At 55.5% G+C, this 24,721-nt stretch carries 21 protein-coding genes; 17 read left to right on the top strand and 4 right to left on the bottom strand.

Annotated elements, in window-relative coordinates; translation table 11 throughout:
* Nucleotides 1-322: 322 nt before the first annotated feature.
* Together ydiJ and CVE23_RS13525 are read left to right on the top strand one after the other, a co-directional pair.
* Complete coding sequence (ydiJ, locus tag CVE23_RS13530; protein WP_100849738.1) at nt 323-3,382, top strand: D-2-hydroxyglutarate dehydrogenase YdiJ; 3,060 nt, start codon at nt 323-325, stop codon at nt 3,380-3,382.
* A complete protein-coding gene (locus CVE23_RS13525) occupies nt 3,382-3,804 on the top strand; it encodes a hotdog fold thioesterase (protein ID WP_100849737.1) in 423 nt (140 codons plus the stop codon). Before ydiJ ends, CVE23_RS13525 begins: the two co-directional genes overlap by 1 nt.
* Nucleotides 3,805-3,875: 71 nt before the next feature.
* On the opposite strand, the gene CVE23_RS13520 is transcribed toward CVE23_RS13525, so the two are convergent.
* A complete protein-coding gene (locus tag CVE23_RS13520) occupies nt 3,876-4,277 on the bottom strand; it encodes a hypothetical protein (RefSeq protein WP_038919455.1) in 402 nt (133 codons plus the stop codon).
* Between the two features lie 549 nt (nt 4,278-4,826).
* On the opposite strand from CVE23_RS13520, the gene sufA reads away from it, so the two are divergent.
* The 7 genes from sufA (at nt 4,827) to CVE23_RS13485 (ending at nt 11,801) form a co-directional block, all read left to right on the top strand.
* Nucleotides 4,827-5,198 (top strand): Fe-S cluster assembly scaffold SufA, encoded by a 372-nt coding sequence (sufA, locus tag CVE23_RS13515; protein WP_038919454.1) that lies wholly within the window; start codon nt 4,827-4,829, stop codon nt 5,196-5,198.
* Nucleotides 5,199-5,212: 14 nt separating this feature from the next.
* On the top strand, nt 5,213-6,712 hold the full coding sequence (gene sufB, locus CVE23_RS13510) for a Fe-S cluster assembly protein SufB (protein WP_038919453.1): 1,500 nt from the start codon (nt 5,213-5,215) through the stop codon (nt 6,710-6,712).
* Between the two features lie 87 nt (nt 6,713-6,799).
* A complete protein-coding gene (gene sufC, locus CVE23_RS13505; RefSeq protein ID WP_022633952.1) occupies nt 6,800-7,546 on the top strand; it encodes a Fe-S cluster assembly ATPase SufC in 747 nt (248 codons plus the stop codon).
* On the top strand, nt 7,521-8,813 hold the full coding sequence (sufD, locus tag CVE23_RS13500) for a Fe-S cluster assembly protein SufD (RefSeq protein WP_100849736.1): 1,293 nt from the start codon (nt 7,521-7,523) through the stop codon (nt 8,811-8,813). The genes sufC and sufD overlap by 26 nt, the downstream gene beginning before the upstream one ends.
* Nucleotides 8,810-10,063: a cysteine desulfurase SufS gene (gene sufS, locus CVE23_RS13495; protein WP_100849735.1), complete on the top strand. Its 1,254-nt coding sequence runs from the start codon at nt 8,810-8,812 to the stop codon at nt 10,061-10,063. Before sufD ends, sufS begins: the two co-directional genes overlap by 4 nt.
* A 65-nt stretch (nt 10,064-10,128) precedes the next feature.
* Nucleotides 10,129-10,560, top strand: coding sequence for a cysteine desulfuration protein SufE (sufE, locus tag CVE23_RS13490; protein WP_049855106.1), 432 nt, complete (start codon nt 10,129-10,131; stop codon nt 10,558-10,560).
* Between the two features lie 242 nt (nt 10,561-10,802).
* The gene (locus tag CVE23_RS13485) at nt 10,803-11,801 is read left to right on the top strand and encodes a L,D-transpeptidase family protein (protein ID WP_038919450.1); all 999 of its coding nucleotides are present in this window, start codon (nt 10,803-10,805) and stop codon (nt 11,799-11,801) included.
* A gap of 231 nt (nt 11,802-12,032) precedes the next feature.
* On the opposite strand, the gene CVE23_RS13480 is transcribed toward CVE23_RS13485, so the two are convergent.
* Complete coding sequence (locus CVE23_RS13480; protein ID WP_012769424.1) at nt 12,033-12,269, bottom strand: major outer membrane lipoprotein; 237 nt, start codon at nt 12,267-12,269, stop codon at nt 12,033-12,035.
* Nucleotides 12,270-12,576: 307 nt separating this feature from the next.
* Nucleotides 12,577-13,989, bottom strand: coding sequence for a pyruvate kinase PykF (gene pykF, locus CVE23_RS13475; RefSeq protein WP_038668161.1), 1,413 nt, complete (start codon nt 13,987-13,989; stop codon nt 12,577-12,579).
* A gap of 871 nt (nt 13,990-14,860) precedes the next feature.
* Here pykF and CVE23_RS13470 point away from each other — a divergent pair.
* The 5 genes from CVE23_RS13470 to CVE23_RS13450 all read left to right on the top strand — a co-directional run bounded on the left by CVE23_RS13470 (nt 14,861) and on the right by CVE23_RS13450 (nt 19,089).
* Entirely contained in the window at nt 14,861-15,781 is a 921-nt protein-coding gene (locus tag CVE23_RS13470) for a LysR family transcriptional regulator (protein ID WP_100849734.1), read from the top strand.
* Nucleotides 15,782-16,092: 311 nt separating this feature from the next.
* A complete protein-coding gene (locus CVE23_RS13465) occupies nt 16,093-17,250 on the top strand; it encodes an NADH-dependent flavin oxidoreductase (protein ID WP_100849733.1) in 1,158 nt (385 codons plus the stop codon).
* 456 nt (nt 17,251-17,706) lie between these two features.
* On the top strand, nt 17,707-18,438 hold the full coding sequence (locus CVE23_RS13460) for an AzlC family ABC transporter permease (RefSeq protein WP_038919446.1): 732 nt from the start codon (nt 17,707-17,709) through the stop codon (nt 18,436-18,438).
* Nucleotides 18,435-18,725: an AzlD family protein gene (locus CVE23_RS13455; protein ID WP_038668178.1), complete on the top strand. Its 291-nt coding sequence runs from the start codon at nt 18,435-18,437 to the stop codon at nt 18,723-18,725. The genes CVE23_RS13460 and CVE23_RS13455 overlap by 4 nt, the downstream gene beginning before the upstream one ends.
* Nucleotides 18,726-18,798: 73 nt before the next feature.
* Nucleotides 18,799-19,089 carry a hypothetical protein gene (locus CVE23_RS13450; protein WP_038919444.1) on the top strand — a complete coding sequence of 97 codons (291 nt, stop codon included), beginning with the start codon at nt 18,799-18,801 and terminating at the stop codon, nt 19,087-19,089.
* 53 nt (nt 19,090-19,142) lie between these two features.
* On the opposite strand, the gene CVE23_RS13445 is transcribed toward CVE23_RS13450, so the two are convergent.
* The gene (locus tag CVE23_RS13445) at nt 19,143-19,607 is read right to left on the bottom strand and encodes an Lrp/AsnC family transcriptional regulator (protein ID WP_049855109.1); all 465 of its coding nucleotides are present in this window, start codon (nt 19,605-19,607) and stop codon (nt 19,143-19,145) included.
* A gap of 489 nt (nt 19,608-20,096) precedes the next feature.
* Here CVE23_RS13445 and licT point away from each other — a divergent pair, with 489 nt between their 5' ends.
* From licT to CVE23_RS13430, 3 genes are all read left to right on the top strand, one after another.
* Entirely contained in the window at nt 20,097-20,948 is an 852-nt protein-coding gene (gene licT, locus CVE23_RS13440) for a BglG family transcription antiterminator LicT (RefSeq protein WP_100849732.1), read from the top strand.
* Nucleotides 20,949-21,240: 292 nt separating this feature from the next.
* A complete protein-coding gene (bglF, locus tag CVE23_RS13435; protein ID WP_100849731.1) occupies nt 21,241-23,136 on the top strand; it encodes a PTS beta-glucoside transporter subunit IIABC in 1,896 nt (631 codons plus the stop codon).
* A gap of 32 nt (nt 23,137-23,168) precedes the next feature.
* Nucleotides 23,169-24,566 (top strand): glycoside hydrolase family 1 protein, encoded by a 1,398-nt coding sequence (locus CVE23_RS13430; protein WP_100849730.1) that lies wholly within the window; start codon nt 23,169-23,171, stop codon nt 24,564-24,566.
* Nucleotides 24,567-24,721: the final 155 nt, after the last annotated feature.

Here is a 24,721-nt window from a genome sequence, read left to right as displayed (position 1 = left end):
GCCTAATGCAAAATGATGAAAACGGGGCTGGCTGTCGTCCCTGATGGCTGATAATGCAAAGGATTTGAGCCAGAATTTATCATGCGTGATTTCCGCCGGTTTGCACAGTGATTCCTGACCGGGAGGGCGAATCGTCAGCGTTATGCCGCGGGCGCGCCAGCCGCCGCAACCCTAAGTTTTTATTGATCCATTAACGCACAGCCGGGGGAAATGTGATAAAACGAAGGAGCCGCGGATGGCCGACGCGTCGCCTGCCGGCATTTAGTTTATTGGCAAATAGTTTATTGGCAAACACCTCTCGCACGGACAGGGTCAACACATAATGATCCCACAGATCACACAAGCGCCGGGAATCGTTCAACCGGTGCTGAGCTTTTTGGAAGCCTTGAAGCAAAACGGTTTTACCGGCGATATCGCCACTCAGTACGCCGACCGCCTGACGATGGCGACGGATAACAGTATTTATCAACTGCTGCCGGACGCGGTGGTTTTTCCCCGTTCTACCGCCGACGTGGCGCTGCTGGCCCGTCTGGCTGATGAGGAGCGCTTTCGCGAGCTGGTCTTCACGCCGCGCGGCGGCGGCACCGGCACCAACGGACAGGCGCTCAATCACGGGATTGTGGTGGATATGTCCCGCTACATGAACCGTATTCTGGAAATCAACCCGGAGCAGGGCTGGGTACGGGTGGAAGCCGGGGTTATCAAGGATCAACTGAACCAGTACCTCAAGCCGTTCGGCTACTTTTTCGCGCCGGAGCTGTCTACCAGCAACCGCGCCACGCTCGGCGGCATGATCAATACCGACGCCTCGGGGCAGGGCTCGCTGGTGTATGGCAAAACCTCGGATCATGTACTGGGGCTGCGCGCGGTGCTGCCAGGCGGCGAACTGCTGGATACCCAGGCGATGCCGGTGGCGCTGGCGGAACAGCTGGCGCAGGACGATTCGCCGATCGGTCGCATTTATCACACCGTATTGCATCGCTGCCGTGAACGCCGTGAGCTGATTATAGAAAAGTTCCCCAAACTGAACCGCTTCCTGACCGGTTACGACCTGCGTCATGTTTTCAGCGATGACATGCAAACGTTTGACCTGACTCGCATCCTGACCGGCGCCGAGGGGACGCTGGCGTTCATTACCGAAGCGAAGCTGGATATCACGCCGTTGCCCAAGGTGCGGCGGCTGGTCAACGTCAAATATGACTCGTTTGATTCCGCGCTGCGCAACGCGCCGTTTATGGTGGAGGCGCGGGCGCTGTCGGTGGAAACGGTGGACTCGAAGGTGCTGAATCTGGCGCGCGAAGACATCGTGTGGCACTCGGTCAGCGAACTGATTACCGATGTGCCCGGCGAGGAGATGCTGGGGCTGAACATTGTCGAGTTCGCCGGCGACGACGAGCCGCTTATCGACAGTCAGGTGGCGTCGTTGTGCGAACGTCTGGATGGGCTGCTGGCTGCCCGCGAGGCGGGGGTGATCGGTTATCAGATTTGCCGCGATCTGGCGGGTATCGAACGCATTTACGGCATGCGCAAGAAAGCGGTCGGCCTGCTGGGCAACAGCAAAGGGCTGGCGAAACCGATTCCGTTTGCCGAAGACACCTGCGTGCCGCCTCAGCATCTGGCGGATTACATCGCCGAGTTCCGCACGTTGCTGGACAGTCACCATTTGAGTTACGGCATGTTTGGTCACGTGGACGCCGGTGTGCTGCATGTGCGCCCGGCGCTGGATATGTGCGACCCGCAGCAGGAAGTGCTGATGAAGCAGCTGTCCGATCAAATCGTGGCGCTGACTGCCAAATATGGCGGTTTGCTGTGGGGCGAACACGGCAAAGGCTTCCGCGCCGAATACAGCCCGGCATTCTTCGGTCCGGAGCTGTATGAAGAATTGCGCCGGGTCAAGGCGGCGTTCGACCCGGACAACCGCCTCAACCCCGGCAAGATCTGTGCGCCGCTGGGAGTGGACGCGCCGATGATGCAGGTGGATGCGGTGAAACGCGGCACCTACGATCGGCAGATTCCGCTGACGGTGCGCACCGCGTATCGCGGCGCGATGGAGTGCAACGGCAACGGCTTGTGCTTTAACTTCGATACCCGCAGCCCGATGTGCCCGTCGATGAAAATCACCGGCAACCGTATTCATTCGCCCAAAGGTCGCGCCACGCTGGTGCGCGAGTGGCTGCGACTGCTGTCGGAGCAGGGGGTGGATCCGCTGGCGCTGGAAAACGCGCTGCCGCATCAGCGCGTCAGTTTCCGCGGACTGATCGCCAAAACCCGCAACACGCTGGCCGCGCGTCAGGGCGTGTATGACTTCTCGCACGAGGTCAAAGAGGCGATGTCCGGCTGTCTGGCGTGCAAAGCTTGCTCCACCCAGTGCCCGATCAAGATTGATGTTCCCGGTTTTCGCGCGCGTTTCCTGCAACTGTACCACACCCGCTATCTGCGGCCGGCGCGGGATTATCTGGTGGCCGGCGTGGAAAGTTATGCTCCGCTGATGGCGCACAGCCCGAAAACCTTCAACTTTTTCCTGCGCCAGCCGTGGGTGAATGCGGTCAGCCGCACGTTCATCGGCATGGTGGATTTGCCGTTGCTGTCGACGCCGTCGCTACGCCAGCAATTTGTCGGCCATCGGGTGATGACCACCACGCTGGAACAGCTGGAGCAGATGTCGCCGCAGGCGCGTGCCGATCATGTGCTGATCGTGCAGGATCCGTTTACCAGCTATTACGACGCGCAGGTGGTGGCGGATTTTGTCCGGCTGGTGGAAAAGCTGGGGTTGCGACCGGTGCTGCTGCCGTTTTCGCCGAACGGCAAGCCGCAGCATATCAAAGGGTTTCTGCAGCGCTTTGCCAAAACCGCCGGTAAAACCGCGGAATTCCTCAACCGGGTGGCCCGTCTTGGCCTGCCGATGGTGGGGGTGGATCCGGCGCTGGTGCTATGCTACCGGGATGAGTACCGGGAAGTGCTGGGCGATCGGCGCGGCGATTTTCAGGTGCAACTGGTGCATGAGTGGTTAACGGCGCTACTGACCCGCCGCGACGATCGCGCGCCGGCGCTGCGCGACGAACCGTGGTATCTGTTCGGTCACTGCACCGAAACCACGGCGCTGCCGGCCAGCGGGCAACAGTGGTCGGCCATTTTTGCCCATTTCGGCGCCCGGCTGGAAAACGTCAGCGTCGGTTGTTGCGGCATGGCGGGCACCTATGGTCATGAGAGCCGTAATCTGGCGCACTCTCAGGGGATCTATGCTCTCTCCTGGCAGCCGTCCCTGCAACGGTTGCCGCAGGCGCGCTGTCTGACCACCGGCTACTCCTGCCGCAGTCAGGTTAAGCGTATGGAAGGGCGTGGGTTGAAACATCCGTTGCAGGCGTTGCTGGAGCTGGTGTGATGCTGTGGAAACGTACCGTAGATATTGAGCAGTTGAATCAGATGGCGGTGGGCGGCATGGCCGGTCATATCGGCATCCGCATGACGCGCCTGACCGACGATACGCTGGAAGGCGTGATGCCGGTGGATCATCGCACGCGTCAGCCTTTCGGGCTGTTGCATGGCGGTGCATCGGTGGCGCTGGCGGAATCGCTGGGGTCGATCGCCGGTTATCTGTGTTCGGAAGGCGAGCAGCGGGTGGTGGGGGTGGAAATCAACGCCAACCATCTGCGCGCGGTAACGGAAGGTGAGGTGCGCGGCGTTTGCCGCGCGCTGCACACCGGCAAACGGATGCAGGTCTGGCAGATTGATATTTTTGACAGCCGGGATCGGTTGTGCTGCACCTCGCGGTTGACTACGGCGGTGATCACGCCGGACGCCTGACCTCCCGCCAATCGTTACGCTGCTGTCGGGTACCCAGCCCGGCAGCCTCTCTCTCTTCAGGGTATAAAACTTCAGGGGATAAACGCCACCCGCTGCATAAAATCGGTTTGGAACGCGGTGGCTTTGTCCCAGTTGCCCATTAGGCTGAATTGCGTGCAGATGCGCTGCAACGTCTGGCGCGCAAAGTAGTAACTCTGTACCCGGAACAGGTGGTCGCGCTCGGCATTGTTGATTTCATGAATCAGGCGCTGGTGGATCTTGATCAGGCTGAACAGGTAACTGTTTTCGTCGCCCTGCTGCTGGCTCAGCTCCGCCATTTGAACGCCGGTCAGGTAGTAGTGCCGCAATTCGCCAATCTCGCCGTCATCCCGCTCCAGCGATAACTCCGCCAGATAAAATTCCATCGTGGCATTCCGCAATTGCCGCCGGTAGTCATCAATCTGCGTCTGCAACCAGGCTCTGAACGGGAACATGTCCGGCACCTCATATCTCAAATAAGAATCATTATCATATTTTTAAGCGCCTCATCATGCAACGCTCCGGTGTGCATTCACCGGCAAGAGGCGATCGCGATCGCATTTTCTGCATGAAACGTGCTGAATTTATCATCATGTGCTTGCGGCGGAGAATTTTTGGCATGGCAGAAGCGTTCAAAAAATAGACTGATTCAGAGGTGTTATACTGATGATAAGAGAATGTTGATAGCACTAACAGGTAAAACCATAGGTATAAATTATCAATTTTTGCTATATCAATAGTCAGTTATTGGTTTTCGGGGCGGTGAGCGCCGAAACATCGCTTGCGGATGGCGCGTACTGAACCCTGTAACCGGGAAAAGCCCCGCTATCATCCGGAAAAGCCCCCACAATCACCCGGTTGATGTAGTAATAATTATCATTAACATTGTGTGAGTTCTGACAGTATCGATATCCGAATCGATCAAGCCGAAGGAAACGGATGTCATGCGGTCGGTATCACAGCCCGCCGTGCGGGGGGCAATAACAGTAAACGAGGTGATTCCGATGCAAACGCACGATGTAGAAACTTTTTCACTGGACGAACAGGCATGGCAGGGATTGACGCTGACCGATAGCGCCGTGGCCCATATCAGTAACCTGATGCGGCGGGATGAGTCGGTGCAGGGTATCCGGCTGACGGTTAAGCAGTCGGGTTGTGCGGGTTTCGGTTATGTACTGGAACTGGTGCATCAGCCTGATCCCACCGATCTGCTCTATCAGCGCGAAAGCGCGCGATTGTTCATTCCGCTCAAGGCGATGCCGTTTCTCGACGGTACGGAAGTGGATTTTGTTCAGGAAGGCATCAATCAGGTATTCAAATTCAACAATCCCAAAGCCCGACATGCCTGTGGGTGTGGCGAAAGTTTTGGGCTTTAAGCGGCGACACGATTATGGCGCGTAGTAATGTAGACGTATCCGACGATGTCCAGACCTGGCTCGATGACGGCCGTTATAAAGAGGGCTTTTTCACCGAGCTGGCGATGGACCAACTGGCCCACGGCATCAATGAAGACGTGGTGCGGGCGATTTCCGCCAGACGTAATGAACCGGAGTGGATGCTGGAGTTCCGGCTCAGCGCTTACCGGGCCTGGTTGCAGATGGAGGAACCGCACTGGCTGAAAGCGCATTACGAGCGGTTGAACTATCAGGACTACAGCTATTACTCCGCGCCCTCCTGCGGGCAGTGCGACGACAGCTGCGGTTCCCAGCCGGGCGCACAGCAACAGCCGGCCGGCGATGTCGCCCACAGCAATTACCTGACCCGCGAAGTGGAGGACGCTTTCGACAAATTGGGCGTACCGGTACGGGAAGGCAAAGACGTGGCGGTCGACGCCATTTTCGATTCGGTATCCGTCGCCACCACCTATCGGGATGAACTGGCGAAGCAGGGCATCATTTTCTGTTCGTTCAGCGAAGCGATTCAGGAACATCCGCAACTGGTGCGCCAGTATCTGGGCACAGTGGTGCCCGCCAACGACAATTTCTTCGCCGCGCTGAATGCCGCGGTGGCGTCGGACGGCACCTTTGTCTACATCCCGAAAGGGGTGCGCTGCCCGATGGAGCTGTCGACCTATTTCCGTATCAACGCCGCCAAGACCGGTCAGTTCGAGCGCACCATTCTGATTGCCGACGACGACAGTTATGTCAGCTATATCGAGGGCTGTTCAGCGCCGGTGCGCGACAGTTACCAACTGCATGCGGCGGTGGTGGAAGTGATCGTCAACAAGAATGCCGAAGTGAAATATTCCACGGTGCAGAACTGGTTCTCCGGCCAGGGCAGCGAAGGCGGCATTCTCAACTTCGTGACCAAACGCGCGCTGTGCGCCGGCGACCATTCGCGTATGTCGTGGACGCAATCGGAAACCGGGTCGGCGATCACCTGGAAATACCCGAGCGTGATCCTGCGCGGCGACTACTCGGTGGGCGAATTCTTCTCGGTGGCGCTGACCAGCGGTCACCAGCAGGCGGATACCGGCACCAAGATGATCCATATCGGCAAGAACACCCGCTCGACCATCATCGCCAAGGGGATTTCCGCCGGACGCAGCGAGAACACCTATCGCGGGCTGGTGAAGATCATGCCCAGCGCCACCAATGCACGCAATTTCACCCAGTGCGATTCGATGCTGATCGGCAGCGACTGCGGCGCGCACACCTTTCCCTACGTGGAGGTGAGGAACAACAGCGCACAGCTGGAACACGAAGCCACCACTTCGCGCATCGGCGAGGATCAACTGTTCTATTGCCTGCAACGCGGTATCAGCGAAGATGACGCTATCTCAATGATAGTCAACGGTTTCTGCAAAGACGTGTTCTCGGAGCTGCCGCTGGAGTTCGCGGTGGAAGCCCAGAAATTGTTGTCCATCAGCCTCGAACACAGTGTGGGTTGATGATGCGCCAACACCACGGCACGCCATGCACCGCGCAGCGGTGTCGATAATCATGAGCGTCGGGTAAGACGCCGGAAGGGTAAGAGTATGTTAACGATTGAAAACTTGAACGTCAGCGTCGAAGACAAACCGATCATCAACGGGTTGAACCTGCAGGTTAACCCGGGCGAGGTCCACGCCATCATGGGGCCGAACGGTTCGGGCAAAAGTACTCTGTCCGCCACGCTGGCCGGGCGCGAGGACTATGAGGTAACCGGCGGGTCGCTGCGTTTCAAGGGCAAAGATCTGCTGGAACTGTCGCCGGAGGAACGGGCCGGCGAAGGGATCTTCATGGCGTTTCAGTACCCGGTGGAAATCCCCGGCGTCAGCAATCGCTTTTTCCTGCAAACCGCGCTGAACGCCGTGCGCGCCTATCGCCAGCAACCGACGCTGGATCGGTTCGATTTCGAGGATTTCATCGACGATAAAATCCGGCTGCTGAACATGCCGGACGACCTGCTGACGCGTTCGGTCAACGTCGGTTTTTCCGGCGGCGAGAAAAAGCGCAACGACATTCTGCAAATGGCGGTGCTGGAACCCGAGCTGTGCATCCTGGATGAAACCGACTCCGGGCTGGACATTGATGCGCTGAAAATCGTCTCCGGCGGCGTCAACGCGCTGCGCGACGGTAAGCGCGCCTTTATCATCGTCACCCATTACCAGCGCATTCTGGACTATATCCGGCCGGATTACGTACATGTGCTCTATCAGGGGCGAATTGTGAAATCCGGGGATTTCTCGCTGGTGAAACAGTTGGAGGAGCAGGGCTATGGCTGGCTTACCGACCAACAGTAAAGCGCAACAGGCGCTGCAGCAGTGGCAGCGCCTGTTTGACGCCGCGGCGCCGCGCGCCGATGAGGCGCAGCAGCACTGGCAACAGGTGATGCAACTGGGGATTCCCCACCGCAAGCTGGAGCACTGGAAGTACACCCCGCTGGAGCGGCTGCTTGAGCATGAATTCACCACGGTAGCGACCGAAAGCGAGGTCACGCCGGCGCAGCGCGACGCGCTGGCGCTGCCGGTCGACGGCTGGCGATTGGTGTTTGTCGACGGTTGCTTCAGCCGTGCGCTGAGCGACGCCGATATCGGGCCATATCAGGTGGAGGTGATTCCGTCAGCCCGGCGACAGCCTGGTTTGCCGCCAATTCAGCCGGAGGTGTTTTTGCACCTGACGGAGAGCCTGGCGGCGGAACAGACGCTGATTCAGGTCGACAACGGCGTGACGGCGGAGAAGCCGCTCTATCTGCTGCATATCAGCAGTGGGCGGCCGGCGTCGCTCAATACGCTGCATTATCGCCATCATGCGCGTATCGGCGCAGGGGCCAGCGCCACGCTGATCGAGCATTACGCCAGTCTGGAAGGGGCATCTCACTTTAGCGGCGCGCGCCTGACCATCGATGCGGGTGAAAACAGCCGTACCGAGCACTACAAGCTGGGGTTCGAAGCCGCCGACAGCTATCACTTCGCTCACAATGACTTACGTCTGGCACGAGACGCTCAGCTTCATAGCCATAGTTTTCTGCTGGGGGCCGGGCTGACCCGTCATCACACCAGCGCGCAGATAAACGGCGAAGGCGTGACGTTGTCGATGAACAGCCTGATGGTGCCGACCGGCAACGAGGTGTGCGATACCCGTACCTGGCTGGAACACAATCAGGGGTTTGGCGAAAGCCGCCAGTTGCACAAGGCGATTGTGCGCGATCGGGCGCGCGGCGTGTTCAACGGCTTGATCAAGGTGGCGCCCGGCGCCCTGAAGACCGACGGCAAGATGACCAACAACAACCTGTTGCTGGGGCGACTGGCGGAGGTGGACACCAAACCTCAGTTGGAAATCTATGCCGATGACGTGAAATGCAGCCACGGCGCGACGGTCGGGCGCATCGACGAAGAACAGCTGTTTTATCTGCGTTCACGCGGTATCGGCGAACAGGCGGCGCAGCAGATGATTATCTTCGCGTTTGCCGCCGAACTGACGGAGGCGATCCGCCATGACGCGCTGCGTGACGCGGTGCTGGAGCGAGTGGCCCAGCGCCTGCAGGCACTGGGAGGAGAAACAGCGTGAATTATCCCATCGAGCATCATCCGGTCGATCATTACCCTATCGATCGGGTGCGGGCGGATTTCCCGATTTTGCAGCAATCGGTCAACGGACAGCCGCTGGCCTATCTGGACAGCGCCGCCAGCGCGCAGAAACCGCTGGCGGTTATCGACCGTGAGCGGGATTTCTACCTGCACGAGTACGCGGCGGTGCACCGCGGCATTCATACCCTGAGCGCCCACGCCACCAGCGCGATGGAGGAGGTGAGGGCGAAGATCGCCACCTTTATTCATGCCGCTTCGGCGGAAAACATCGTGTTTGTGCGCGGCACCACCGAAGCGATCAATCTGGTGGCCAATAGTTATGGTCGCGTCGTGTTTCAGCCCGGCGACAACGTGGTGATCAGCGAAATGGAGCACCACGCCAACATCGTGCCCTGGCAGATGCTGGCGCAGGCGCGCGGGCTGACGCTGCGTATTTTGCCGATCACCGATGACGGCCAACTGGACATGGCGCAACTGCCGGCATTGCTGGATGAACGCACCCGGCTGGTGGCGGTGACGCAGGTTTCCAACGTGCTGGGCACGGTTAACCCGCTGGCGGAGATTATCCGTCAGGCGCATGCCTGTGGGGCGAAAGTACTGGTGGATGGCGCGCAGGCGGTGATGCACCAGTCAATCGACGTACAGGCGCTGGATTGCGATTTCTACGCGTTTTCCGGCCATAAACTGTACGCGCCGTCAGGCATTGGCGTGCTGTACGGCAAAAGCGAGCTGTTGCAGGCGATGCCGCCGTGGGAAGGCGGCGGCGCCATGATCCGCGAGGTCAGCCTGACGCAGGGCACCACCTATGCCGATCCGCCGTGGCGCTTTGAGGCGGGCTCGCCGCATGTCGCCGGGATTATCGGTCTGGGAGCGGCGCTGGATTATGTCTCCGCGCTGGGGGTTGAGGCGATTCAGGCGCATGAGGACCAACTGATGCGCTATGCGCTGGCGTCGTTGGTCGAGGTGCCGACGCTTCATCTGTACGGTCCGGCGCATCGGCAGGGTGTGATCGCCTTCAATCTGGGGCGTCACCATGCGTTTGACGTCGGCAGCTTTCTCGACCAGTACGGCATCGCTATTCGTACCGGCCACCATTGCGCCATGCCGCTGATGAGCCGTTATGGCGTACCCAGTATGTGCCGCGCCTCGCTGGCGCTCTATTCCTGTCAGGATGAGATTGACCGATTAGTGGCGGGTCTGCATCGTATACATCGTCTGTTGGGCGAGTGAGCTGACGGCAGAAAGTCATTGTTTCTGGAGCATTGTTTCTGGAGCATTGCTTCTGGAGTATTGTTATGGCGCAAATTGCTAGGGCGCAACTGCCGGAACCGCAGAAACTGCTGCGGAATTTTTCCCGTTGCAGCAACTGGGAAGAGAAGTACCTGTATATCATTGAACTGGGCGCCGGTCTGGCGCCGCTCAGCGACGCACAGCGTCAGGACGGCAACCGGGTGTCCGGCTGCCAGAGCCAGGTGTGGATCGATCTGGCCTGTGACGCACAAGGCAACGTGGTGCTGCACGGCGACAGCGATGCCGCTATCGTCAAGGGATTGATTGCCATCGTGTTCAGCCTGTATCAGGGGCTGACCGCCCGGGAGATTGTCGAGCTGGATGTGCGCCCCTTTTTCGCGTCGCTGGCGCTGACCCAGCACCTGACGCCATCACGATCGCAAGGGCTGGAAGCCATGCTGCGCGCCGTGCGGACGCGGGCGGCTGCGCGGGTATAACGCCCGCAGGGCGCGGCTCCCGCGCCCTGATACGTCACATTTCAGAATCCATCCGGTGGATTTCCTGCTAACCTGCTTTTATCCTTGGGAACTTCCAATGATCAAAAGAGATTCAACCTATTGATAAGCAATAAGAAAGAAGGTGTCTGCCAACGGCAATTCACCCGCGCCTTTTTAGGGCGTGACCTCGTGTCGCGCTCTGGCGCTCACCCGATCTTCAGCAGTAAAACAGGAAACCGATAATGAAACGTGCGCTTACCCTGATGGGATTATTGTTTACCTCCTGTCTGGCGGGCATGCAGCCTGCCAGTGCGACGGAATATCCTCTGCCACCCCCTGATAGTCGTCTGATCGGGGAAAATATCACCTATACCGTGCCCAATGACGGGCATCCGCTGGAAACCATCGCTTCCAAATTCAAAATCGGCCTGCTCGGTATGCTGGAAGCCAACCCCGGCACCGACCCCTACCTGCCCAAGCCCGGCTCCAGCCTGACGGTTCCGTTGCAGATGCTGCTGCCGGATACGCCGCGGGAAGGGGTGGTGGTCAATCTGGCGGAACTGCGGCTGTACTATTTCCCGAAAGGGAAAAATACGGTGGTCGTCTATCCGATCGGCATCGGTCAGCTTGGCCGCAATACGCCGGTGATGGTGACCCGCGTTATCGAGCGGCGTCCGAATCCGACCTGGATCCCTACCGCCAACATTCGTCGTCACTATAAAGAGCAGGGGATTACGCTGCCGGCGGTCGTGCCCGGCGGGCCGGACAACCCGATGGGATTGTTCGCGTTACGGCTGGAGAAAAGCGGCGGCGTGTACTCGATTCATGGCACGAATGCCGATTTCGGCATCGGTATGCGGGTGAGTTCCGGTTGTATCCGTCTGCGTCCGGAAGATATTGAAGCGCTGTTTAATGACGTGCCGGTAGGCACCCGGGTACAGATCATCAATGAACCGATCAAGATTGCGGTGGAACCTGACGGGAAACGCTATGTGGAAGTGCATCAGCCGCTGTCGCGCACCGATAAGGATGACCCGCAGACCATGCCGATTGCGCTGAGCCAGAAGGTAAAAGCCTTTATCCACAATGACGATACCGATGCCGAAGCGGCTCAGGACGCGATTGTGCGCCGTTCCGGTATGCCGGTGCTGGTCAATGCCGGGCAGAGCGTTCCTCATCAGCCGCTGCTGCAACAGCAAGGGGCGCCGATATCGGCGGTGGTGACATCCCCGTCGCACTGACTATTATTGCCTTAACTACTCACTTTAACTACTACCACCTTACCCACCACCTGTGTCAGGACGTTATAAACGGGCGTTCTGACACGCCAGACTTGTGTTTGGTAAGGCGATGCCCGGTAACGCGATGTGCAATAAGGCGAGCGGCACGCTCAGGAAGACGGTGTGGTGAGAGCAAAGGGAAGGGCAAAAAAAATGGCGCACAATGTGCGCCATTTTTCATTCAACCAGTTCTTACTTCTTGTAAGTACGAACCTGGTTGTCCAGGCGCTGGTTAGCACGAGCTGCGTCGTCTTTAGCAGCCTGCACGTCGGTAGCCAGAGCGTCAACTTTGCTGGTCAGAGCAGATACTTTTTCGTTCAGAGAAGAAACGTCAGAAGACAGCTGATCCAGTTTAGCATTGCTGGAGCAACCAGCCAGCAGAGTGGAACCCAGGATTACCGCGCCCAGTACCAGTTTAGTACGATTCATTATTAATACCCTCTAAATTGAGTTAATCTCCATGTAGCGTTACAAGTATTACACAAACCGTTTTCTGATGAGAATAAATTTTTGATGGGAACATGCTTAATTTTGATCGTTCGCTCAAAGAATCATCGAGTTTTACAGACAGGTTAAAAAAGTAAGGAAAACAGCGCTATCTTATCAGATTACTCCGACCTTCACGGCCGCGGATATACCTTTTTTGTATAACCGATCGCGCTATTTATCAGCGATAAACATGGCGACAAAATAAAAAGCGCCCCGCAGGGCGCTTTGAAATATTCTCATTATCGAATTACAGGCGGTGTACCGAAGAGGTATTGGTGGTGCCGCTCGACACCAGCGCGCCGGAAACCATCACCACTACGTCGCCTTCCTGAGCGAAGCCGCTCTTCAGCGCCGCTTCCTTGCCGATGCGGTAGAAATCATCGGTAGACGCGATCTCTTTCACCAGCAGCGTTTCCACGCCTTTGCTCAGCAGCAGCTGACGCGCGGTGATTTCGTTGGTGGTCAGCGCCAGAATGCGGGCATTCGGGAAGTACTTACGAATGGATTTGGCGGATTTGCCGCCGTGGGTGGCGACGACGATCAGCGGCGCTTCCAGTTTCTCTGCAGTTTCCACCGCACCGCGGCATACCGCTTCGGTAATGCGCAGTTTGCTGGTGTTTTGCAGTTTATCCAGACGCGATTTCATCACTTTATCGGTGCGTTCGCAGATGGTTGCCATGATGGTGACCGCTTCCAGCGGATATTTGCCTTTGGCGCTCTCGCCGGACAGCATCACTGCGTCGGTGCCGTCGATGATGGCGTTGGCGACGTCACCGGCTTCAGCGCGGGTCGGACGCGGGTTCTTGATCATCGAGTCCAGCATCTGGGTCGCGGTGATCACCACTTTGCGAGCCTGGTTGCATTTTTCGATCATCATCTTCTGAGCGAAGATCACTTCTTCGACCGGGATCTCAACGCCCAGGTCGCCGCGGGCTACCATGATGCCGTCAGAGGCTTCCAGAATGTCGTCGAAGTTGTTCAGACCTTCCTGGTTTTCAATCTTGGAGATGATCTGGATGTGCTCGCCGCCATGCTGTTTCAGGTGGGCGCGGATCTCTTCCACGTCGGAACGTTTACGGATAAAGGACGCCGCTACGAAATCGACGCCTTGCTCGCAGCCGAAAATCAGGTCGCGTTTGTCTTTTTCCGCCAGCGCAGGCAATTGGATGGAAACGCCCGGCAGGTTAACGCCCTTGTTTTCACCCAGATCGCCGTTGTTCAGCACTTTACAGATAACTTCGCCGCCCTTGATCTCGATGACTTCCATACCGATCAGGCCGTCGTCGACCAGTACGGTGTTGCCGACGCTCAGGTCGTTGGCAAAACCGGCATAGGTTACCGCCACGCGTTCCTTATTGCCGATGACGCTCTGGTCGGTCGTGAAGGTGAAAGTCTGACCGGCGGTCAGGGAGGCGTCCGCGCCGTTTTCCAGCTTGATGGTCCGGATTTCCGGGCCTTTGGTATCCAGCAGGATCGCTGCTTTCTGGCCGGTTTTTTCCGTGATGGCGCGCAGGTTCTTGATACGTTGACCATGCTCGGCGTAGTCACCGTGGGAGAAATTCAGGCGCATTACATTCATGCCTGCGTTCAGCAGTTTGCCCAGTACTTCCTCTGATTCGGTTTTCGGGCCGATGGTACAAACGATTTTAGTCTTTTTCATAACGGTAGTTTCTACAAGTTGTGATGGATAAAAAAACAGGGTGACCGGCGGTTAACCGAAGCTGAACCTCCGGGGATAATACGTTTGCGACTGCGAGAGAATGATAAGTATAGATGGTGACAGGCGAGGGAGAGGAAGCTGCACGTGGCCGGATATTGCCCATAATCAAGAGTGGGCGAGGCGGCAATATCCCTGAGGATTGTGTTGTTAGTTGTGTTTTTGTCAGTGGCACGTGGATTCGCTGAAACCATTCAATGAAACGACGTTCCGTATTATAGTTATCAGGCAAAGAGATACAAGCCATTGAACGGAAGGATAACGCGTATTTTCGTGCTCTTGCGCAAAAAAATGTGCGATTTATTGTTTTTACACAAACTTGTTGCGCAAATGCACGAAGAATATCTGCCTGTCGGTGCGAAATGAGCCAGGTGCCTGGGGCGCTGCCGGCTGGTCTGGCAATGGTATACGCGGGTGATCCGGCGTTATTCAGGTACTATCGCCTGCTATCAAAAAATCGCCGTAATAATTTGATTCCTCAGTACATGGATTGCGGCGACTTGCGTCAGTCTGCGCCACCGGCTGGCGTTAACCCGTACAACGAGTGCTAACCTCATTCGGCGTTGAACGCCCCCACGACTAACTGAACGCGGTATCCGACTCGAAAGCCGGCTACACCGCTAATATTCTCACTCACTGCACCCAAAAAGCGATGAGCTATGTGAGTAAAAAGGTGCTGCCTGGCTGATGTACAAAAATAGTTCCTCCCTGCTAACGGCTTGTTGTTAAGCTAATGCGATGAGTAATCGATAATTTGGGGAATATGATTCCCTAATTATGGGAAGGAAGGCACTTCCCTGCAAAGAGCGAGATTATGGAACTGAATCGTATAGGTGACATAGCGGCCTTTGTGGCTGCTGTTGACTTCGGGAGTTACACGCGCGCCTCCGGCAGTGTGGGTTTGTCCCGTTCGGCCATTGGAAAAAGCATCACAAGGCTGGAATCTCAGTTGGGCGTCAGGCTGCTCAACCGGACGACGCGCCAGCTCAGCCTTACGGAAGAGGGGCGCATCATGTATGAGCGGTGCAAACAAATTCTTGAGGATCTGGAAGAGGTCGACGCAACCATGGCGCGCCGGCGGGAAAAACCTACCGGAACCCTGCGGTTAACCGCGCCGCTCTCGTTAGGGCAACGGCACGTACTGCCCGTTATCGATCGATTTTTGAAAAAATGGCCGGAGCTGAGAGCCGATATTGTGTTTACCGATCGCTACGTCGACCTTATCGAAGAAGGGTTTGATATCGCTATCCGCATTGGCGAGCCCAAAGACGACTCGCGGATACTCACGCGCACCATCGCGACGCAGCATATGGTGACTTGCGCCTCGCCTGAATACCTGGCAAGGCGTGGCGTTCCTGCGACTCCGGAGGAATTAAGCAAACACGACACCGTTTTTTTCCGTAGCGCTGAGAAGCGCCGAAACTGGCGTTATATTACTCCGTCCGGGGAGTTTATTTATGACGGACCAAGCCGCATGGATATTGATAGTTCAGAAGCCATGTTATCTTCGGCCATTGCTGGATTTGGTATTATTCAATTACCCGATTATCTGGCCTTTCAGGCGCTTGAGAATGGCGAGTTGGTTGCTATCTTAACGGAATTTAAAATAGAACCTGAGCCGGTACGGATAATCTATCCATGTAAAAGACATCTGTCGCCCAGAGTTCGAGGCTTTGTTGATTTAATCGCCGATGAATGGCGAAACAAAGACGTACCCTGGCGAACAATAAGCTAGGTTAAATTCTTCTCATTTTTGTTTTTTTTATGTTATAGCCAAAATAATTCGTGTTGAATGACGGCGGTAACCGAGTGAATCTTCAGTTGTCTGAATAAGTCAGTAGTTGGGGGCACAAGTGCCGCCAGCGCTCTTGTGACTTGAAGTATGACGGGGATATGGCATTAATGCGATGTATGGCGTTAATGCCTTCGTTTCACATCCGCTCTCCACGTTCCCCTGTTATGGGAAGCACATTCCCTAATCTTTCCTCTAGTATGCGAATAACAGATAAATCTTACCGATGTAGTTATTATCATTCTGGAGCAAAAATGAAGGATTATCGTTTTCTTAAACCTATAACACTTCCCAATGGCGTTGTGATTAAAAACCGTGTCGTGCTTCCACCCATGACTGAACAGATGTCTTTCGAGGACGGAACCGTAACGCTGGAAGAAATAAATTATATGCAACAGCGTGCGGGCGGCGTAGGTTTGTTTATTACACCGGTAGCGTACATTAATAAGGAAGGTAAAGGATTTGAAGGGCAACTGGGCGCTGATGACGACAGTAAAATCCCCGGGCTTGCAAAATTGGCTCATGCTATTAAATCACGCGGGGCAAAAGCCATTCTGCAAATTTTCAGCGCAGGGCGAATGACTAATTCATTGATAACCCGCGGATTGCAGCCGGTTAGCGCCAGCGCCGTGGCCGCGCCGCGAAATGGTGCTGAGACGCCACGTGAACTCAGTTCCGCCGAGGTCGTCAGCCTAATCAGCGATTTTGCTCAGGCGACGCGAAGAGCGATTCAGGCCGGCTTTGATGGGATCGAACTGCATGGCGCCAATACGTATTTATTGCAGCAATTTGTTTCGCCTCACTCCAACCGGCGTACCGATGAATGGGGCGGAAGTCTTGATAAAAGATTAAACCTGCCCCTGACCGTAATCGATGAAGTGATGAAGATCAAAAACAAATATGCATCGCCTTCATTTATTGTGGGATATCGGTTATCGCCGGAGGAAATTGAAGAACCCGGCATCACGCTGGATGACACCAAATATTTCGTCGGGAAATTGCAGCAAACCGAACTTGATTATATCCATGTTTCTATGGGGTCGGTATGGCGTTCATCAATACGTGATAAAGACAATACGGCGCCGATTATTACGCAGATTAAGCAAGAAAGTCATAAAAAACCGGTTATTGCGGTAGGTAATGTCAGAACGCCTGAACAGGCCGAAGAAGTGATGCAGAGCGGTATTGATTTTGTTGCGCTGGGTCATCAGCTTATTATTGAACCTAACTGGGTTGAAAAGGTGGTTTCTGGGCATGAAGATACGATTCGTTACCACTTGCATGCCGCCGATTTGGACGATTTAGGCATCAAGCCTCCCTTCCTGGAGTTTATTCGGGATATGCCGGGTTTCGATATACTTGGCCTCAAAAATGACTCTGCCCGACAGATAGATAATGTGACTTATCTTTGATTGATATTCCCGGCAGCCCACTCATGCAGTGGGCTTTTTTTGATTTATGAACGGCAATAAAAAATGTAGTGAATAAATACGTCCCTTCACCTGAGAAGCACATTCCCCAGTTATTGTTTTATTGAATTACAATACACTTCAGCGAATTATTTAACCGGTATTTACATGACCCAACTTATATTACCTCCGTACCTCCAGCAACATACCGCATTCAAACGTGTCCTTGCGGTAAATCGGATAAGGCGAGTGATCCATTTTCAGGTATCGCTCGGCTCGGCCATAAACGTAGCGCTGGCCTTATGGCTGAGTATGGCAATCTGGCAGAGTGATGATTCAGGATTTCGCCAAATGATTAAAGTGTGAAATCTGATGCCAATATTGTTGGTTTTTACAACCAATACGCCCGCCAATTTCAACAGCGAAAATTTATAATATTCCTTCCTGAAAGGAGTATTTATGTCCCGCTTTTTTACATTTTCCCATGCCGGAACCTTTGCCCATGAATTCAGCAGGGGGCTGCTGGCCGCTATCCCGGTGATGATTGGGTTCGTGCCGTTCGGCTTATTGCTGGGCGCGCAGGCTGTGCAGAAAGGCTTTTCGGCGCCAGAATTGATGTTGATGACCGGACTGAATTTCGGTGGCGGTTCTGAATTCGCTGCGCTGTCACTCTGGACGTCACCTCCCCATGTTCTGACCATCGTGCTCGTCAGTATGTTGGTTAACAGCCGTCATCTTCTCATGGGGGCATCACTCGCGCCTTTTCTGGCCTATCTTCCGCGTCGTCACGCGTTTCTGGCGCTGTTTTTTATGTGTGATGAGAGCTGGGCAATGAGTGTCGCTGACGCCGCGAAGCGTCGCCGGCAGGGTGTTTCAGGCTTCAGTATGGGGTTTTATGCCGGGGTGGCATCTGCGCTGTGGCTCGCCTGGGTTATTTCAACGGGGGTCGGCGTCATTGTTGGACCGGTTCTCGGTGATGTGACTGCATGGGGCTTCGACATGGCATTCCCCGCCGTTTTTCTGGTGATTTTAAAAGGGATGTGGCGCGGGTTGCCGCCCGCACTGCCGTGGCTGGTCAGCCTTGTTTGCGCGGCGGCGACCTATCATTTTTGGCCCGGCGCGGCCTATGTGCCTGTCGGCGCGACAACGGGGATCCTCGCAATATTGCTGCTGAACGGGAAAACATCATGAGCCTCACATTGCTGACCATCCTGCTGATGGCGATCACGACGTATCTGACACGCATAGCCGGTTATGCGCTGTTGCATGGAAGACGACTGGGGCCGCGTGTAAAAGCCGTGGTGGAGGCCGCTCCCGGCTGCGTGCTGATCACGGTCATCGCACCCCATTTCGTCACCACCGAACCGGCCGACCAACTGGCATTACTTATTTCATTGCTGGCCGCCATGCGATTTTCACTGCTCCCTGTGGTGATCATCAGCGTGCTGACAACGGCATTTTTACGCCATCTGCTTTGACGGAAGGCACCCGGCAACGGCGTTTGCAACCGACGTCATTACAATCGACGTCATTACAACCGAGCTCACGATAATGACGTCGATCCAGAAAGTCGTTCTGTATTCCTGTGTGGTCAGTATGGCGATGGTGATAGCGGGATGTCTGGAAAATCTGGTCTGGCGTCTGGCTGACAGTTATCCGCACGCGCTGTCACAGATACGTTATGTTGAGAAGGCGGAGTTGCTGACGCCGCAGGCGATGCGGCACATCTGCAATCTCCCGTTGACGCCACCGGAGCTGGTACGCAAAGCCAATGGCTTATGCTTGCACTGCGGCACGCCGGGGTTTGAGGGTATGTACAGGATAGAACTCTACGGCAAGTGAAAGAGTGGATAAGCGTGGATGAAAGAATAGCGGGTGTGAGCCCGCGATTCTTCTTATCGGACCGGGAGTTCAGTTGTCTGTTTAATCGTCTGCATCGGGAGCTCGGTTTTGATGCTCTGCACCCCTTTAATCCGCGCCAGATGTTTGATCTGAAATTGCCGATAGGCATTTAAATCAGTTGCAACGACCCGCAAGATAAAATCGCAGTCGCCGACCATCAGATGACACTCAACGACTTCAGGCAGCCTCGCGACCTCGCGGCAGAAGTGCTCAACCGTTTCTTCCCCCTGACTTTGCAGCCAGATACGGACAAAAACGGTCAGGTTAAGCCCAACGGCCTGAGGATTCAGGATAGCCACATAGCGATCGATGGCGCCGCTGTCTTCGAGGTTTTTTACACGCCGAAGGCAAGGGGAGGGTGATAAGCCGACTTTTTCCGCCAAAATATTGTTTGGGATTCGGCCGTCTTTTTGCAATTCACGTAAAATGCGGCTATCAATTTCATCCATTTTTAGCATTGCATACCATTGGTAAGTGAGTCTTTGGTTCAGTATGCTACAAAATTCAAAATCATGCATTCAGGAAAGGTAAATGCGTGTTTTATGGCAATGCGATTGCGTTTCTGTCTGTATTTTTTGATTGCAGATTGGTATTTGCAGCCGGTGACAATTCATCGTACACCGCGATAAATTCTCCCGGTACGTCAGTGGATTGCAGTTCGAGAGTGAAGTCCCGGCCCATGTTGCCGTCAGAAGGCAATCGAGTTGTTGACGTCTGTTAATAATAGGCCGCGTTGGGTTTGTGTCGATCCCGGTCACGTTTCCGTCACCGGGAGGTTGAGCCCGCGCGCGCCGGTGGTAAGTTAGCGTCTACAGGTTGTGCCCGGTCAGTAACATTGTTGTGTTGCGGCGGCGCGCAATCCGGGGTTGCTACTGCCATTGGCAGGCAAAACCAGATGTTCGCGTTTGCGGCGAGCGTCTGGTTTTTTTGTTTTCAGGGGTCGGACAATGAAGATCGCCAAAATATTGAATAATAATGTCGTCACGGTCATGGATGAACAGAACAACGAACAGGTCGTGATGGGGCGGGGGCTGGGATTCAAAAAACGGCCGGGGGATACGGTGGACGCCGCGCTTATCGAAAAAATCTTCTCGCTGCGCAGCAGCGAGCTGACCGCACGGCTGAGCGACGTGCTGGAACGCATCCCGCTGGAGGTGGTGACCACCGCCGATCGGATCATCGCGCTGGCGAAAGAGAAGCTGAGCGGCAACCTGCAGAATAGCCTCTACATTTCATTGACCGACCATTGCCACTTTGCCATCGAACGCCACCGGCAAGGGGTGGATATCCGCAATGGACTGCTGTGGGAGGTCAAGCGGCTGTATCAAAAAGAGTTCGCCATCGGGCTGGATGCGCTGGACATTATCCACCGGCGGCTGGGAGTTCGGTTGCCGGAAGATGAAGCGGGCTTTATTGCGTTGCATCTGGTGAACGCCCAGTTGGACAGCCATATGCCGGAAGTGATGCGTATTACCCGCGTGATGCAGGAAATCCTGAATATCGTCAAATACCAGCTGAATCTCGACTATAACGAGCAGGCATTCAGTTATCACCGGTTTGTGACTCACCTGAAGTTCTTTGCTCAGCGATTATTGGGGCACTCGCCGGTATTTAGCGAAGACGAATCGCTGCACGATGTGGTGAAAGCAAAATATACGCTGGCGTATCACTGCGCCGAGAAAATCCAGGATCACATTATGCTGCATTACGACTATAGCCTGACCAAGGAAGAGTTGATGTTTCTGGCCATTCATATCGAACGGGTGCGTTCGGAATTACAGGAGCAGGCGGCAGAGTAAATTTCGGGTACGGAAAACCGAAGTTTGCGTGATATCACAAAATAACAGATTGTCCGGGTGAAACGCTTGTCAGAATAAATCGCACTGGTAATCTGTAAAGCAATAAATATGGATTGCGACTGTATACCCCAGCGGAAAATACAGGCAAAACCTGAACCGTTTTTGCGAGCCTTGCGCCGCGATGAGACGGTTCAGGTTTTTTTTTGTCTTGAATATGGGGTGTCCTGAAACCGTATATAGCGGTCACTCAGCGGTTTTCTCCGGGCATGGATCGAGCATTAAGGATGTAGCAATGAATTACGAAACATTAGCCAGTGAAATAAGAGATGGCGTAGGCGGTAAGGACAATATCATTAGCGTGATACATTGCGCCACGCGCCTGCGGTTTAAACTCAGGGACAATGCCAACGCCAATGCCGATGCGCTGAAAAATAATCCGGGCATTATCATGGTGGTGGAAAGCGGCGGTCAGTTTCAGGTGGTGGTGGGCAATCAGGTGGCTGATGTTTATCAGGCGCTGCTTTCCCTTGACGGTATGGCCCGCTTTAGCGACTCGGCCGCGCCGGAAGAGGAGAAGAAAAATAGCCTGTTTGCCGGTTTTATCGACATCATTTCCAGCATATTTACGCCATTTGTCGGCGTGATGGCGGCGACGGGGATCCTGAAAGGCTTTCTGGCGCTAGGCGTCGCCACCCATTTTATGTCGGAAAGCAGCGGCACCTATAAATTGCTGTTCGCCGCCAGCGACGCGCTGTTTTATTTCTTCCCCATTGTGCTGGGTTATACGGCCGGCAAGAAGTTTGGCGGCAACCCGTTTACCACGCTGGTGATTGGCGCCACGCTGGTGCATCCGAGCATGATCGCCGCTTTCAACGCCATGCAGACGCCGGATCACCCAACGCTCCATTTTCTGGGTATCCCGATTACCTTTATCAATTACAGCTCCTCGGTCATTCCGATTCTGTTCGCCAGTTGGGTATCCTGCAAACTGGAAAAGCCGCTGAACCGCTGGCTGCATGCCAATATCCGCAATTTCTTTACCCCGTTGCTGTGTATTGTCATTAGCGTTCCGCTGACCTTTCTGCTGATTGGGCCGAGCGCCACCTGGCTGAGCCAGATGCTGGCGGGCGGATACCAGTGGCTGTACGGGCTGAATTCATTGCTGGCCGGCGCCGTGATGGGCGCGTTGTGGCAGGTGTGCGTGATTTTCGGGCTGCACTGGGGCTTTGTGCCGCTGATGCTGAACAATTTCAGTGTGATCGGACACGATACTCTACTGCCGCTGCTGGTGCCGGCGGTGTTGGGGCAGGCCGGCGCTACGCTGGGCGTGCTGCTGCGAACCCGCGACCTGAAGCGCAAGGGGATCGCCGGGTCGGCGTTTTCCGCGGCGATTTTCGGGATTACCGAACCGGCGGTGTACGGTGTGACGCTGCCGCTGCGTCGCCCCTTTATCTTTGGCTGTATCGGCGGAGCGCTGGGCGCGGCGGTGATGGGATATTCCCATACCACCATGTATTCATTCGGTTTTCCCAGCATTTTCTCCTTCACCCAGGTGATTCCGCCGACCGGCGTGGACAGCAGCGTGTGGGCGGCGGTGATCGGCACGCTGGCGGCCTTTACGTTTGCCGCGTTGACCAGTTGGTCGTTTGGCGTGCCGAAAGATGAAACGCAACCGGCGGCAGCGGATAGTCCGGCGGTACCAGTGGAAACGCAGGATAACGCTGGCGCCGTTCGTGACGAGACGCTGTTCAGTCCGCTGGCCGGTGAGGTACTGCCGCTGGAGCAGGTGGCCGATCGGACCTTCGCCAGCGGCGTGATGGGCAAGGGGATCGCCATTCGGCCTACGCAGGGACGGCTGTACGCGCCGGTAGACGGCACCGTGGCGTCGCTGTTTAAAACCCACCATGCCATCGGCCTGGCCTCGCGAGGCGGCGCAGAGGTGCTGATACATGTCGGCATCGACACCGTCCGGCTGGATGGCCGTTATTTTACCCCGCATGTGCGTGTCGGCGATGTGGTGCGCCAGGGCGACCTGCTGCTGGAATTTGATGGCCCGGCCATTGAGGCGGCAGGCTATGACCTCACCACCCCGATTGTGATTACCAACAGCGAAGACTATCGCGGGGTCGAACCCGTCGCCAGCGGCAAGGTGGACGCCAATGCGCCGCTGACGCAACTGGTGTGCTGAATGATTATTGAACAGAAAAAAGGAGACGAGTGATGAACAACCCTTTCCCGGAGCATTTTTTATGGGGCGGCGCGATTGCCGCCAATCAGGTGGAAGGCGCCTATCTGACGGATGGTAAAGGACTTTCCACGTCGGATTTACAGCCTCAGGGTATCTTCGGCGAGATTGTGACGCGCCAGCCGGGCGACAGTGGTATCAAAGATGTGGCGATTGATTTTTATCACCGTTACCCGCAGGACATCGCGCTGTTTGCCGAAATGGGATTTACCTGCCTGCGCATATCGATAGCCTGGACGCGTATTTTTCCGCAGGGTGATGAGGCAGAACCGAACGAAGCGGGGTTGGCGTTTTACGATCGGCTGTTTGACGAGCTGGCAAAGTACGGCATCCAGCCATTAGTGACGTTGTCACACTACGAAATGCCGTACGGACTGGTGGCAAAACACGGCGGCTGGGGCAACCGGTTGACCATCGATTGCTTTGAGCGCTACGCCCGCACGGTGTTTACGCGTTATCGTCACAAGGTCAAACGCTGGCTGACGTTCAACGAGATCAATATGTCGCTGCATGCGCCCTTTACCGGCGTGGGATTACCGGCGGACAGCGACAAAGCGGCGATTTATCAGGCGATCCATCACCAACTGGTGGCCAGCGCCAGAGCAGTGAAGGCCTGCCACGACATCATTCCCGACGCGCAGATCGGCAATATGCTGCTGGGGGCGATGCTCTATCCGCTGACCAGCAAGCCGGAAGATGTGATGGAAAGCCTGCACCAGAACCGGGAATGGCTGTTCTTCGGCGATGTGCAGGTGCGCGGCGCGTATCCGGGGTATATGCATCGTTATTTCCGTGAACAGGGCATTACGCTGAATATCACGGCGCAGGATACGCAGGATCTGCAATCCACCGTCGATTTTATTTCCTTCAGCTATTACATGACCGGCTGCGTCAGCACCGATGAAGCGCAACTCGAAAAAACGCGCGGCAATATTTTGAATATGGTGCCGAACCCGTATCTGGAAAGCTCTGAATGGGGCTGGCAAATTGACCCGCTGGGGCTGCGTTATTTGCTCAATTTCCTGTACGACCGTTATCAAAAACCGCTGTTTATTGTCGAGAACGGTTTGGGTGCGAAAGATAAGCTCGAAGAGAATGGCGAGATTCACGACGATTATCGTATCCGCTACCTGAATGATCATCTGGTACAGGTCGGCGAAGCCATTGCCGACGGCGTTGAGGTGTTGGGGTATACCTGCTGGGGGCCGATCGATCTGGTCAGCGCCTCGAAAGCGGAAATGTCCAAACGTTATGGCTTTATTTATGTTGACCGCGATGATGCCGGCCAGGGGTCGCTGGAACGTCGACGTAAAAAGAGTTTTTACTGGTATCAGTCGGTTATTGCCAGTCACGGAAAAACGCTGACGCGCTAATCTACCTCAAGTCATTCGCATTGCAGGAAAGCCAATGTATCTGCAACGTGAATTATAGCGCGTATCAATATATCTGAAGTCAACCTGCGGGTAGTGATATCCGCAGGCTATTGACGCTCGCCGTTAATCGGCAGGCGTGAGTTGTTGTTTTTCTT

The organism is Dickeya fangzhongdai (assembly GCF_002812485.1).
Classification (GTDB): Bacteria; Pseudomonadota; Gammaproteobacteria; order Enterobacterales; family Enterobacteriaceae; genus Dickeya; species Dickeya fangzhongdai.
This window is presented reverse-complemented; position numbering and strand designations above follow the sequence as displayed.